General features: G+C 75.5%; 12 protein-coding genes. 7 read left to right on the top strand and 5 right to left on the bottom strand.

Annotated features, from left to right (window positions below; all coding sequences use genetic code 11):
• Window positions 1–23: 23 nt before the first annotated feature.
• From moeA to AB7F12_RS27965, 4 genes are all read left to right on the top strand, one after another.
• The gene (gene moeA, locus AB7F12_RS27980; protein WP_428498730.1) at window positions 24–1,265 is read left to right on the top strand and encodes a molybdopterin molybdotransferase MoeA; all 1,242 of its coding nucleotides are present in this window, start codon (window positions 24–26) and stop codon (window positions 1,263–1,265) included.
• 465 nt (window positions 1,266–1,730) lie between these two features.
• Window positions 1,731–2,474, top strand: a complete 744-nt coding sequence (locus AB7F12_RS27975; protein ID WP_428498729.1) for a phosphatidylserine decarboxylase — start codon at window positions 1,731–1,733, stop codon at window positions 2,472–2,474.
• A complete protein-coding gene (locus AB7F12_RS27970) occupies window positions 2,471–3,457 on the top strand; it encodes a CDP-alcohol phosphatidyltransferase family protein (RefSeq protein WP_428498728.1) in 987 nt (328 codons plus the stop codon). Before AB7F12_RS27975 ends, AB7F12_RS27970 begins: the two co-directional genes overlap by 4 nt.
• Window positions 3,458–3,628: 171 nt before the next feature.
• A complete protein-coding gene (locus AB7F12_RS27965) occupies window positions 3,629–5,857 on the top strand; it encodes an AAA family ATPase (protein ID WP_428498727.1) in 2,229 nt (742 codons plus the stop codon).
• Window positions 5,858–5,921: 64 nt separating this feature from the next.
• On the opposite strand, the gene AB7F12_RS27960 is transcribed toward AB7F12_RS27965, so the two are convergent.
• Window positions 5,922–6,575, bottom strand: a complete 654-nt coding sequence (locus AB7F12_RS27960; RefSeq protein WP_428498726.1) for a LytR C-terminal domain-containing protein — start codon at window positions 6,573–6,575, stop codon at window positions 5,922–5,924.
• Between the two features lie 57 nt (window positions 6,576–6,632).
• The gene (locus AB7F12_RS27955; RefSeq protein WP_147104081.1) at window positions 6,633–6,938 is read right to left on the bottom strand and encodes a DUF3263 domain-containing protein; all 306 of its coding nucleotides are present in this window, start codon (window positions 6,936–6,938) and stop codon (window positions 6,633–6,635) included.
• Window positions 6,939–7,149: 211 nt separating this feature from the next.
• Here AB7F12_RS27955 and AB7F12_RS27950 point away from each other — a divergent pair, with 211 nt between their 5' ends.
• Window positions 7,150–7,722, top strand: a complete 573-nt coding sequence (locus AB7F12_RS27950; protein WP_428498725.1) for a peptide deformylase — start codon at window positions 7,150–7,152, stop codon at window positions 7,720–7,722.
• Window positions 7,723–7,737: 15 nt separating this feature from the next.
• Here AB7F12_RS27950 and AB7F12_RS27945 read toward each other — a convergent pair whose 3' ends face one another.
• Both AB7F12_RS27945 and AB7F12_RS27940 read right to left on the bottom strand, forming a co-directional pair.
• Window positions 7,738–8,379, bottom strand: coding sequence for a response regulator (locus tag AB7F12_RS27945; RefSeq protein ID WP_428498724.1), 642 nt, complete (start codon window positions 8,377–8,379; stop codon window positions 7,738–7,740).
• The gene (locus tag AB7F12_RS27940; protein ID WP_428498723.1) at window positions 8,376–9,530 is read right to left on the bottom strand and encodes a sensor histidine kinase; all 1,155 of its coding nucleotides are present in this window, start codon (window positions 9,528–9,530) and stop codon (window positions 8,376–8,378) included. The genes AB7F12_RS27945 and AB7F12_RS27940 overlap by 4 nt, the downstream gene beginning before the upstream one ends.
• Window positions 9,531–9,748: 218 nt before the next feature.
• Here AB7F12_RS27940 and AB7F12_RS27935 point away from each other — a divergent pair, with 218 nt between their 5' ends.
• Window positions 9,749–10,489, top strand: coding sequence for an ABC transporter ATP-binding protein (locus AB7F12_RS27935; protein ID WP_428498722.1), 741 nt, complete (start codon window positions 9,749–9,751; stop codon window positions 10,487–10,489).
• Entirely contained in the window at window positions 10,486–12,681 is a 2,196-nt protein-coding gene (locus AB7F12_RS27930) for an FtsX-like permease family protein (RefSeq protein WP_428516886.1), read from the top strand. Before AB7F12_RS27935 ends, AB7F12_RS27930 begins: the two co-directional genes overlap by 4 nt.
• 55 nt (window positions 12,682–12,736) lie before the next feature.
• Here the strand turns inward: AB7F12_RS27930 and AB7F12_RS27925 are convergent.
• Window positions 12,737–12,861: nitroreductase/quinone reductase family protein (locus AB7F12_RS27925; protein ID WP_428518035.1), on the bottom strand; the 125-nt coding region annotated here is incomplete at its 5' end.

Raw genomic sequence — 12,861 nt, 5'->3', positions numbered from 1 at the left:
CCGCATCGGGCAGGATGCGGGAGGTGACGACCTCCGAGAAAGCGTCTGTCCCGCGCCGTCCGCGCACCGTCGACGAGCACCGGGCGTTCGTGGCGTCGCTGCTGGCGCCCATGCCGGCCGTGGAGGTGCCGATCTCCCGGGCGCTGGGCCGGGTGCTGGCCGCCGACGTCGTCTCCGCCGTCGCCCTGCCGCCCTTCGACAACTCCGCGATGGACGGCTACGCGGTCGTCGCGGCCGACGTCGCCGGTGCCTCGACCGACTCGCCGGTGACGCTCCCGGTTCCCGAGGACATCCCCGCGGGCCGCACCGACGTGCCGACGCTGCAGCGGGGCACCGCCCACCGGATCATGACGGGCGCACCGATGCCCGCCGGTGCCGACGCGGTGGTCCAGGTCGAGCTGACCGACGGCGGCGTCGAGACCGTCGTCGTCCACGGCAGCCCGGCCGCGGGCCAGCACGTGCGGCGTGCCGGTGAGGACGTCATGCCCGGCACCACGATCCTGGAGGCCGGCGCGGTCCTGGGGGCGCCGCAGATCGGGCTGCTCGCCGCCGTGGGGCTGCCGGTGGTGGCGGTCCGCCGACCCCCGCGCGTGCTGGTGCTGTCCACCGGATCGGAGCTCGTCGAGCCCGGGTCGGAGCTGGCGCCCGGCCAGATCTTCGAGTCCAACGGGCCGATGCTCGCCGCCGCCGTGGCCGACGCGGGCGGTGAGCCGGAGCTGCTGCGGTTCGTCCCCGACGACGTCGAGGTCTTCGCGTCGCTGCTCGCGGAGAAGGCGGGGGACGTCGATCTCGTCCTCACCTCCGGCGGGGTGAGCGCGGGGGCCTACGAGGTGGTCAAGGACGCGCTGCGGGACCGGGGCGTCGAGTTCGTGCGGGTCGCGATGCAGCCCGGCGGGCCGCAGGGGGCGGGTCGGCTCGACGGCGACGGGCCCGCCGTCGTGACGCTGCCGGGTAACCCGGTGAGCTCGCTGGTGTCGTTCGAGGTGTTCGTGCGGCCGGCGTTGCGGGCTGCGATGGGGCATCCGCATCCGATGCGGCCGGTCGTCTCGGCGGCGCTGGGCGAGGCGGTGGTGTCGCCTGCGGAGAAGCGGCAGTTCCGCCGTGGCGTGCTCGACGCCGCCGACGGGACCGTCCGCGAGGTGGGGGCCCCGGCCTCCCATCTGCTCGCGTCGCTGGCGCTGGCCGACTGCCTGATCGTCGTCCCCGAGGGGGTCTCGGCCGTCGACAAGGGTGTGGGTGTGGAGGTCTGGCTCCTCGAGGCCTGACCCTCGCGGGGCCGTTCGGGCGGGCGCCTCCGGCGCGCTCTGCGTCCCCCGGCGATCGGCTCCGCACGGTCGGCGGAAGAAATGTGAGCTACATCACACGCTTGAAGTGCAACAACCAGGCACCTGAGAGCGTCTTAACTGGTGAGCGTTCGGCCGATCGGTGCACTTCGCAGGGTTATGGACCTGCTGATCTGGACGGTGAGGCGATTGCTCTGGATACTTTCGGTAGAAGGCGGGTAACCGCCTTTCAACGCAACGGACCTACCGCCCGTCGCTGGGGAGCGGACGAGCGGTTCCACGGCCGGGGTCGTCGTCTCGGGGGATGACGGCCCCGGCCCTTTGCCGTCCCCCTCCTGCGCGGTGCGCACCCTCTGCGGTGACCGACCCTCCCTGCACTACCGTGGCGACTCGTCGTCGCGGCCTGCCTGGCTGCGCCACGGTTGCCACTCAGGAGCCGACCCGTCCATGTCCGCGTCCACGTCCGCACAGTCGTCCGCAGAACCCGCGCCCTCGACGTCCGGAACCTCGATCGGGCACGTCGCCGAACTGGTCCGCGCCGCCGTCCCGCCCATGCACCCCGGAGGCCGGCCCCTCGTCGCGGGCGTCGCGGCCGGTGCCGCGCTCCTGCGCCTGCTCACCGGCCGCGGCACCGTCGCGGGCGTCGCCGCCACCGCCGCCGTCGCCGCCTTCTTCCGCGAGCCCCGGCGCGTCCCGCCCACCCGCTCCGGCGTCGTCGTCGCGGCCGCCGACGGCACCGTCGCCACCGTGTCCGCGGTGGAGCCCGCCCCCGAGCTGGGCCTGCCCGCCGGGCCCGTCCCGCGCGTCAGCGTGTTCCTCTCCGTCCTCGACGTCCACGTCCAGCGCGTCCCCGTCGAGGGCCGCGTCGCCGCGGTCGAGTACCGGCCCGGGGTCTTCCTCTCCGCCGACCTCGACAAGGCCAGCGAGGACAACGAACGCAACGCCGTCCTGTTCGCCACCGCCGACGGCCACCAGGTCGGCGTCCTGCAGATCGCCGGGCTCCTCGCCCGCCGCATCGTCTGCCAGGTCGAGGTCGGCGACGAGGTCGCCGCCGGCGAGACGTTCGGCCTCATCCGGTTCGGCTCCCGCGTCGACACCTTCCTGCCCGCGGGGTCACGGGTGCTCGTCGCGCCGGGGCAGCGCACGATCGGGGGCGAGACGGTGCTCGCCGAACTGCCGGACGTCCGATGAGATCGGTCCCCGGCTACACCGCCGGGATCCGGCTGCTCCCCAACGCGGTCACGATCCTCGCGCTGTGCGCCGGGCTCTCCGGCGTGCAGTTCGCGCTGATCGGCCGCTTCGAGCTGTGTGTCGCGGCCGTCGGCGCCGCGGCCCTCTGCGACGCGCTCGACGGCGGCCTCGCCCGCCTCCTCGACGCCAGCTCCAAGATCGGCGCCGAGCTCGACTCGCTGTCCGACCTGGTCTCCTTCGGCGTCGCCCCCGCCCTCGTCATCTACATCTGGGGGCTCGAGGGCAACCGCTTCGGCTGGATCGTCGCCCTCGTCTTCGCCGTCTGCATGGCCCTGCGGCTCGCCCGCTTCAACACCCTGCTCGACGACGAGGACCAGCCCCCGTACGCCAAGGAGTTCTTCGTCGGCGTCCCCGCGCCGGCCGCGGCGCTCGTCGCGGGCATCCCGCTGTACCTGTGGCTGCACTTCGGCGACGGCTGGTGGTCCTCGCAGCTCACCGTCGCCCTCTGGGCGCTCGTCGCCGCCGCGCTCATGGTCAGCCGGATCCCGACGCTGTCGCTCAAGACCGTCCGGGTCCCCCCGCGGCTGATCGCCCCGCTGCTCGTCCTCGTCGGGCTCGCCGCGGCCGTCCTGCTCACCGCGCCGTTCCTCGGGCTCGCCGTCGTGGCCCTGGGCTACCTCCTGCTGCTGCCGTACACGATGTACCGGCACCGCTGGCTGGCCCGGCACCCCGAGGCCTGGAACGTGCCCGTGCGGCAGCGTCGGGCCGTCGCACGGGCCGCCCGCTCCGCCCGCCGGCTCGGCCTGCGCCCGCCGCTGCGCCGCCGCGTCGCCGGCGGTGCCTCCGCCGTCGCCCGCCGGGTCCGGTCGCTCGGCACCGACGACGGCCCGGTCGCCGGGAACGGCCGCCCCGGCGCCGAATCCCCCCGCCCCGCCCCGCTGCCGAGCGGCAGTCGCCGCCGCCTGGGCCTCCGCCGCCGCTGACCCCACGCCCCGGGGTGTGCGGTGCCGGGACACGGGACCTGCGCGTCACCGGTGGTGGTCGTGCCCCGCGCACGGCGATCACCGTGGGTCCCGCCGCGTTCGCGGGGCGGCGCCCGCGGGCACGGGTCAGCTCGGCGGACGGCGGTGCGGGCCAACCGATAGCGTGCGGGGGTGCCCGCGGAGATCACGCTCGTCGCCCGGCTCGCCACGTCCGCCGTCGACTCCCGTCGTGGGGTCGTGCGGCTGCACCCGGAGGTGCTCGACGCGCTCGACCTGCGTCCCTGGCATGCGGTCACGCTGACCGGCTCCCGGGTCACGACGGCCCTGGCCGCCGCGGCCGACCCGGCGACGCCGCACGGCCAGGTCACGGTGGACGACGTCACGCTGTCGAACTGCGGCCTCACCGACGGGGCGAGCGTCGTGGTCGCCCCGGCGGTCGCGGCGGCGGCCCGGCGGGTGGTGCTGAGCGGCTCGCGGATCGCGCGGACGGCGACCCCGGAGACGATCCGGCTGGCGTTGCTGGGCAAGGTCGTGGTGCGGGGCGACGCGGTGTCGTTGCTGCCGCAGGACCTGGCGCCGCCGCCCGGCTCGGACGTGCCGGCGGCGCGCCGGAGGTTGGCGAACACCGTCGGCGGGGGATGGACGTCGGAGCTGCTGGTCGTCGCGGAGACCGAGCCGGCTGGTGTCGTGGCGGTCCAGCCGTCGACGGTCGTGGGATGGCTCGACGGCCCGACGACGGGCGCGCCGTCGACGCCGGCCGCCCCGGTGGCGCGGACGGCGGCGGCGGCGGCCCCCGCGGCGCCCCCGGCCGAGCACGCCGTCGGGATCGACGAGCTCGTCGGCAACGTGGACCCGGCGAAGCGGCTGGTCGAGTGGCTGGAGCTGACGTTCCGCCGGCCCGAGCTGCTGGCGAAGCTGGGTGGGTCGGCGCAGCTGGGGGCGCTGGTCGTCGGCCCGGAGGGCGTCGGGAAGGCGACGTTGGCACGCAGTGCCGCGGCCGCGGTCGAGGCGGGCTGTGTCGAGCTGGACGCACCGTCGGCGGCGGCGCTGGAGCCGGGGGCGGCGTCGCAGCGGGTGCACGACGCGGTGGCGTCGGCGGTGGGCGCGGCCCGGGCGGGCAGCCCGACGGTCCTGCTGGTCACCGACGTGCACGCCCTGCTCCCGGCGGCGGAGCCGCCGCCGCTGGCGACGCTGGTGCTCGACGTGCTGCGCAACGCGTTGGCGACGCCGGGGGTGGCGCTGGTGGCGACGACGTCGGCACCGGAGGGCGTCGATCCGCGGCTGCGCGCGCCGGACCTGGTGGACCGGGAGCTGAGCCTGGCGCTGCCCGACGCCCGTACGCGCACGGATCTGCTGCGCCGGCTGCTGGCGGCGGTCCCGATGGCCGAGGGTGTCGACCTGGCGGCGGTGGCGGAGCGGGCGCCGGGGTTCGTGGTGGCCGACCTGCTGGCGGTGCGTCGTGAGGCGGCGATCCGCGCGGCGCTGCGCACGGGGGCCGACGCCGACGACGAGCCGCGGATCCGGCAGGAGGACCTGCTCGACGCGGTGTCGTCGGTGCGGCCGGTGTCGATGTCGTCGTCGGACACGTTGCAGACGGGCGGCATCGGGCTCGACGACGTGGGCGACATGACCGAGGTCAAGCAGGCGCTGACCGAAGCGGTGCTGTGGCCGCTGCAGTACCCGGACTCCTTCGCGCGCCTGGGCGTCGCGGCACCGCGCGGGGTGCTGCTCTACGGCCCGCCCGGGTGCGGCAAGACGTTCCTGCTGCGAGCGCTGGCGGGCACGGGCCGGTTGAACGTGCTGTCGGTCAAGGGCGCGGAGCTGTTGGACAAGTACGTCGGCGAGTCGGAGCGCGCGGTGCGGGAGCTGTTCCGCAAGGCCTCCGACGCGGCGCCGGCGCTGATCTTCCTCGACGAGGTCGATGCGCTGGCGCCCCGGCGCGGCGGGTCGACCGACTCCGGGGTGGCCGACCGGGTGGTCGCGGCGCTGCTCACGGAGCTCGACGGCGCGCAGCCGCTGCGGGAGGTGATCGTCGTCGGCGCCACGAACCGGCCCGAGCTGATCGACCCTGCGCTGCTGCGCCCCGGCCGCCTGGAACGCCTGGTGTACGTGCCGCCGCCGGACGCCGAGGCGCGCGCCGACATCCTGCGCGCGGCGGGGAGGAACACCCCGCTGGCCGACGACGTCGACCTCGACGCACTCGGCGCGGAACTGGAGGGCTACTCGGCCGCCGACTGCGCCGCGGTGCTGCGGGAGGCCGCGCTGACCGCGATGCGGGAGTCGTTGGAGGCCACGCAGGTCACCGCCGCGCACATCGACGCGGCGCGCAAGGCGGTCCCGGCCTCGCTCGACCCGGTACAGCTGGCCCAGCTGGAGGCCTACGCCTCACGCCGCCCGTAGGAGGCGATGCGCTCGTGGCGGTCGGCGTTGACCGCCACGAGCGCAGACGACCGGGGAGCGGACGTCATCGTTGCTGGTAGTCCTTGGTGACGATCACGATGATGCCGGGCGTGGCGTCCTCGATCCCGGAGAACCGGGGCTCGGAGCGCATGCCGAACTGGCGGGCCAGCGCATCGGCGGCGCCCTGCTCGGCGGTGCCGGGCCGGTAGTACACCGTGCTCGTCGGGATGATGCCGTCGGAGTAGTTGCGGGCCTCGGTGACGTTCCAGCCCGCCGACTCGAAGTCGGTCCTGGCGCGCTCGGCGAGGCCGCCGATGGTGCTGTTGTTGTAGACGCGGACGGGCGCCTTCAGGGTGTCGGGGCTGACGACGCCGCCCCCGGCGGCCGCGCCGGAGCCGGTGCCACCGGTCCCGCCCGCGCCGCCGGCCGCACCCGCGCCCCCGGCGCCGGGCTCGGTGGTGGGCGGGGCGCCGATGTTGCCGGTCGGTCCGAAGGAGGGAAGGGGCACGGAGCCGTCCGTGGGGGTGGCGCCGGGGCCGGGCTCCGCGGGGGCCGTGGCCGAGGTCGGTGCCGCGGCGTTGGTGCCGCCGTCGGCGCCGTTCCCGTTGCCGAGCGCGGTCGTCGCCAGACCGATCACGCCGGCGACGATGCCGACGCCGATCAGCGCGAAGCCGCCGATCCGCAGCGGCGAGCCACCGGGCGATCCTGGTGTGGTCACGACAACCTCCGGGTCAGCGGGTACCGGTCGGCGACCGGTTGCGTGATCACAATGGCGTCACCAGGGCTCGATTCCCAGCCGACGCGCCGCACGGGTGCGCTGTCGGCTGGTACGGAGCCTCCGGAGCCGCTTGACGAGCAGGGGGTCGGCGGCGAGCGCCTCGGGCTTGTCGATCAGCGCGTTGAGCACCTGGTAGTAGCGGGTCGCCGACATGTCGAACAGCTCGCGGATGGCCTGTTCCTTGGCACCGGCGTACTTCCACCACTGGCCTTCGAAGGCGAGGATCTCGCGCTCCCGGCGGTCGAGCTCGTCGGCCGGGCCGGCTGCGGGGTCTGCGACCCCGTGTTCCGTGGCGGACTCCATCACGCTCCTCGGGCGTCACAGCACACGAATGCACTGGCGGGGTTGAGCTGTGAATGACACACGTGTCATTCACCGGGGTGATTCAACCATGCGAGCCCGACACGAACCGGGCAGGGACGCGCCACACCGAGGCATGAATCGCACATCAGCCGACCGGGGGGACGGGCCTCCCGGGGCCGTCCCTCACAGGGCGCGACACTAGTCTCCAGGTGTGACAGTCCGCCCCATCCGCATCATCGGCGACCCGGTGCTTCACACCCCCACGGCCCCGGTCGTGGAGTTCGACGATGCGCTGCGTGAGCTCGTCGACGACATGTTCGAGACGATGGCAGCCGCGCACGGCGTCGGGCTGGCCGCCAACCAGGTCGGCGTCGGCCTGCGGGTGTTCGTCTACGACTGCCCCGACGAGCTGACGAGGTCGATGGCGCGCGGCGTCGTCGTCAACCCGGCCATCGAGACCTCGGAGCTGCCCGAGTCGATGCCCGACCCGGAGGACGACGAGGAGGGCTGCCTCTCCGTCCCCGGCGAGCAGTTCCCGACCGGCCGGGCCGACTGGGCCAAGGTCACGGGCGTCGACGCCGACGGGCAGCCGGTGCAGGTCGAGGGCCGCGGCTTCCTGGCGCGCTGCTTCCAGCACGAGGTCGACCACCTCGACGGGCACCTCTACGTCGAGCGCCTGATGGGGCGCAACCTGAAGGCGTCGAAGAAGATGCTCAAGGCCAACGGCTGGGGCGTGCCCGGCCTGTCGTGGGACCCGTCGACCCAGACGGCCGAAGAGGTCTGAGACCCGCTCACCGGATCACGACAAAAGACCGTTCTCCCACGCCCACGCGGCGACCTCGACGCGGTTGCGGGCCCCCAGCTTCGCGTGGACGTTCGTCAGGTGCGTCTTGACCGTCGACAGCGAGACGAACAGGTCGGCGGCGATCTCGTTGTTGGTGCGGCCGCGCGCCACCGCCCTCACCACGTCGAGCTCCCTGGGGGACAACGGGTCCGGCAGCCGCGGAGCCCGCGCCGCGGGGGCGGTCAGGTGCTCCAGGAGCCGGACCGTGACCGAGGGGGAGACGAGCGCGTCGCCGGCCGCAGCGGCCCGCACGGCCTCCACGAGCAGCCGCGGACCGGCGTCCTTGAGCAGGAACCCGCACGCCCCGGCCCGCAGCGCGCCGTAGACGTACTCGTCGAGGTCGAAGGTCGTGACCACGACGATCCGCGGCGGCACCGGGTCCGCGGTCAGGGCCCGGGTCGCCTCCAGGCCGTCGAGCTCGGGCATCCGGATGTCCATCAGGACGACGTCGGGACGCAGCCGACGCGCCAGCTCCACCGCCTCGACGCCCGACCCCGCCTCGCCGACGACCTCCACACCCGGCTCGGCCGACAGGATCAGCCGGAACCCGGTGCGCACCATCTCCTGGTCGTCGGCCACCAGCACACTGATCGTCATCGTCCCCCCACCGGCAGCCGCGCCGTCACCGTCCACACACCGTTGCCCGCGGGCCCGGCGTGCAAGGTGCCGTCGAGCGCGCCGACCCGCTCGGCCATGCCCGCCAGCCCGAACCCGGCGGGATGGCCCGCGCCGGCGCCCGCGCCGTCGTTGCGCACCCCGACGACGAGCTCGTCGGACCGCAGCCTGACCTCCACCTCGACCCGCGTCGCGCCCGGTGCGTGCCGGCGCACGTTGGTCAACGCCTCCTGGACGACGCGGTAACCGGTCGCCGCGACACCGGCCGGCAGCACGGCATGCTCGAAGCCGGCATCGGCGATCAGGCGCGCCCGGGTGCCGTCGGGATCGAAGCGCGCCACCATCTCCGGGATGGCGCCGAGCTCGGCCCCGGGCGCGCGGCCCGCCTCCCCGCCGCGCAACACACCGACCATCGCGCGCATCGCGGCGAGGGCGTCGGCGCCCGCGGTCTCGATGGCCGCCAACGCCTTCGCGACGTCCGGGTCCGCGGGGGCGACGACCCGCGCCGCCTGCGCCGCCACCACGATGCCGGTGACCTGGTGGGCGACGACGTCGTGCAGCTCGCGGGCCAGCTCCAGGCGCTCGTCGGCGCGGGCGCGCTCGAGCAGCGACGCCCGCCGTGACCCGGCCTCACGCAGCAGCAGCCCGATCGCGACCGTGCCGCCCCAGCCCAGCGCCGACAGGATCGTGAACGCCGTCGTCGTCGAGCCGATCTCGACGCGCAGGTACGGCGACGCCGCGATCACGACGCCGGCGCCCGCGCACAGCAGCAACGTCGTGCGGTCATCGGCGTGGCGCAGCGCCGCGACCGTCACGACGGCCAGTGCCAGCTGCTCCCCGAACGACATCGCCGGCTGCCCGAGCACCAGCCCCGTCAACGTCGCCGCCGCCGACGCCGCATACGCGACGGCCGCGACGTGCCGGGCGTCGACACCGGGCCGCCTGCGCCACAACACGATCACCGCGATGCACACGCCGCAGAAGGCCGTCGCCGCGCCCCACGGCAGCGAACGGCCCGCCGCCACGAAAAGGATGTCGACGCCGATCCACACCAGGTAGCCGACGATCTCGACGGCGAGCCCGGCCCAGCGCAGCGCGCGAAGCCGCTCCGCCCCACCCGTCCCGCCGATCACGCCGATCAGCCTAGGTCCGTCCGGCCGACAGCCGCCCTCGGCCGAAAGTACGAGGCGCCCGCCCCCGGATCGGTCCCCTGGCCGAGGCGCGTGCCACCCCGCCCCGGACATCGTCGTGGCATGACGTTCTTGGAGACGGCCGCGTGGGCTCTCGGGCTGGTGGTCATCGTCGTGATGGCCGCGCTCCCGCTGTTGGAGACGCTCGGGGGCGGGCAGCGATGACCGTGCCCGTCTGTGCGGCGACCGTGGACCTGGTGAAGGTGCACGGTCGCGGGGGCTCCGCCGTGCGCGCCCTCGACACCGTGTCGCTGCGCATCCCCGCGGGGCGGTTCACCGCGGTGATGGGGCCGTCGGGGTCGGGCAAGTCGACGCTGCTGCACTGCCTCGCCGGGCTCGACACCGCCACCTCGGGGCGGGTGCTGCTGGGCGACACCGACCTCGCCACGCTGTCCGACGCGCAGCTCACCGCCGTGCGCCGCGACCGGCTCGGGTTCGTGTTCCAGTCGTTCAACCTGCTGCCGCAGCTCACCGCCGCGCAGAACATCGACCTGCCCGCGCGGATCGCCGGCCGCAGGCCCGACCCGATGTGGCGGGCCGCCCTGATCGCCCTCCTCGGCATCGGGGACCGGCTCGGCCACCGGCCCTCCGAGCTCTCGGGCGGGCAGCAGCAGCGCGTCGCCGTCGCGCGGGCGCTGCTCGGGCGGCCCGAGATCGTGTTCGCCGACGAGCCGACCGGCAACCTCGACACCGCGTCCGGCCACGAGCTGCTCGACCTGCTCCGGACCTCGGTCCGCGAGCTGGGTCGCTCCGTCGTCATGGTCACGCACGACCCCGTCGCGGCGTCCTTCGCCGACGGGGTGCTGCTGCTGCGCGACGGCCGGGTCGCCGGGTCGCTGCCCGACCCCCGCCCGGAGACGGTGCTGGCCGCGCTGTCGTCGCTGTCGGGGGCGGCGGCGTGAGCGGGCCGGGGGGCGCGCCGATTCCGCAGGAACGGCACTTTCCCGCAACCGGACGGCGGGAAAGTGCCGTTCCTGCAGGCGGGAACCAGCCGGGCGGCGGGCGTGGGGGGAGGCGGGCGGCCGCGGGGGCGCTGCTCGCCGACGCCCGCCGCCATCCGGGCCGGGTCGTCCTCACCGGGCTCGCGGTCCTGGTCGCGACGTTCTTCGCCGCCGGCACGCTGCTGCTCGGCGGCACCCTGTCGACGACCCTGGAGGCGCAGTCGGTGGTGACGCCGGCGGCGGCGTCCGTGGTCGTGCGGGGAGACGTCGACGCCGCCACGGTCGCGCGGGTCGCGGCCACGCCGGGGGTCACCGACACCGTCGGTGTGTGGAGCGGGACGGTACCTGTCGGTGGGGCCGCGGGGGCGGGCTCGTGGCTGCTGACGTCGGACCCGATGACCGGGCCGCTGACGCGCCTCACCGCCCCGCCGACCGCGGGCCGGCTCCCGGCGGCCGACGACGAGGCCCTGGTCTCCGCGGCCACCGCGGCCCGGGCGAACGTGCATCCGGGATCGGTGCTGACCGTCGGCGAGACCCGCCTGACGGTCACCGGCATCGTGGACCTGCCGGGCGTCGGTACCAACACCATCGTCACCACGCCGGGAACCGTTGCGGCCCTTGGGGGTTCGCTCGACCAGATCGACGTGGTGGGGGCATTCACCGACGCGGGGCTCCCGCCCGGCGTCACCGTCCGCTCCGGCGAGGAGCAGCGTGCCGCCGAACGGGAGCGCGGTTCGGCGACGGCGACGGCCGTCGTCACCGGGGTGTCGGTGTTCACCGGGCTGGCGCTGATCGCGGCGGTGGTCGTCGTGGGGTCGACGTTCCGCATCCTGCTGACCCAGCGCCGCACCCAGCTGGCGTTGCTGCGGTGCGTGGGGGCGCGCAGCGGCGACCTCGTGCGGGCGGTGCTCGCCGAGGCGGCAGTGTCGGGGCTGGTCGCGGGCCTGCTCGGGGCGGGCGCCGCGGTCGGGGTGGGGGAGATCGTCGTCGCGGCGGTGGGTGGTGGGCCGCTCGTGGTGTCCTGGGGAGGACTCGCGGGCTGTGTGCTGCTCGCCGTCGTGGCGACGGTCGTCGCCGCCGTCGGGCCGGCGGTCGCGGCGGGCCGGACCCCGCCGGTCGCGGCGCTCGGGGAGGCGGCGACGAGTGAGGCGGGCACGTCGCGGCGGGGCCGTCGGGCCGTGGTGGCGGCGGGCGCGGCGGTGGTCGCGGTGTTGCTGGCGCTGGTGGGGACCGGCGTCGGCGATGCGGCCGGGCTGATCGCCGCCGCCGCGTCGGGGCTGGCGACGTTCGCCGCGCTCGTGGCGCTGGGGCCGTTGCTGATGAGCGGTCTGGCGGCGACGGTCGGGCGGGTCGTCGCGGCGGTCGGGCGTGCGCCGGGGCGGATGGCCGTGGCCAACGCCGGTCAGGTGCCGCGCCGCACCGCCGCGACGGTCACGGTCCTGACCCTCGGCGTGGGTCTGACGTCGGCGCTGCTGGTGGGGGTGTCGAGCGTCGACGCGTCGGCGCAGCAGTCGATCACCGAGCGGCTGCCCAGCGCGGTGCAGGTGAGTGCCGCGGACCCGCCTGCGACGCTCGCGCAGCTGGCCGCCGACCCGGCGCTGCGGGTGCAGGAGAGGGGGGAGCGGGTGCTCGTCGACCCCGCCCCGGGTGTCGACGACGCCGCCCTGCGCGCCGCCGTCGACCGTGCGCTGGGCCCGGGGTCGACCGCGGTCGTCGTCTACACGGCCGACGTGCGCGCCGACCTGGCGGGGGAGCTCGCGGTGCTGCGCGGCGTCGGGCTGGGCCTGGTGGGGATGACGGTGCTGGTGGCGATCGTCGGGGTGGGGGTGACGCTGACGTTGTCGGTCACCGAGCGGACCCGGGAGACGGGGCTGCTGCGCGCGGTGGGGCTGACCCGCGGGGGTGTGCGCGCGATGGTGGCGTGGGAGGCGGCGTGCAGCGCGCTGGCCGCCGCGGTGCTGGGGGTGGGCCTCGGCTCGCTGTACGGGTTCCTCGCGCTCCGGTCCCTGGGGCTGGACGCGGGCGCCGGGTCGCTGCCGGGGGTGGAGCTGACGGTGCTGGCCGTGGGTGTCGTGCTCGTCGCGGTGCTGGCGGCGCTCGCTCCGGCGGTCCGCGCCGGCCGGGTCCCGCCGATCCGGGCGCTGGCCGGCTGAGACAGGGGTCGTGAGTGGCAACGGTCGCGGGAGCGACCGTTGCCACTCACGGGGGTCACGCCGGGTCGAGCACGAAGACGGGGATCCGGCGGGCGGTCTTCGTCTGGTACTCGGCGTAGTTCGGGAACGCCGCAACAGAGCGCTCCCACCACTGGGCGCGCTCGGGGCCGTCGACCTCGC

This window comes from Pseudonocardia sp., assembly GCF_050250275.1.
In the GTDB taxonomy this organism is placed as follows: domain Bacteria; phylum Actinomycetota; class Actinomycetes; order Mycobacteriales; family Pseudonocardiaceae; genus Pseudonocardia.
Note: the sequence above shows the minus strand (reverse complement) of the source record. Positions and strands in the feature narration are given on the sequence as shown.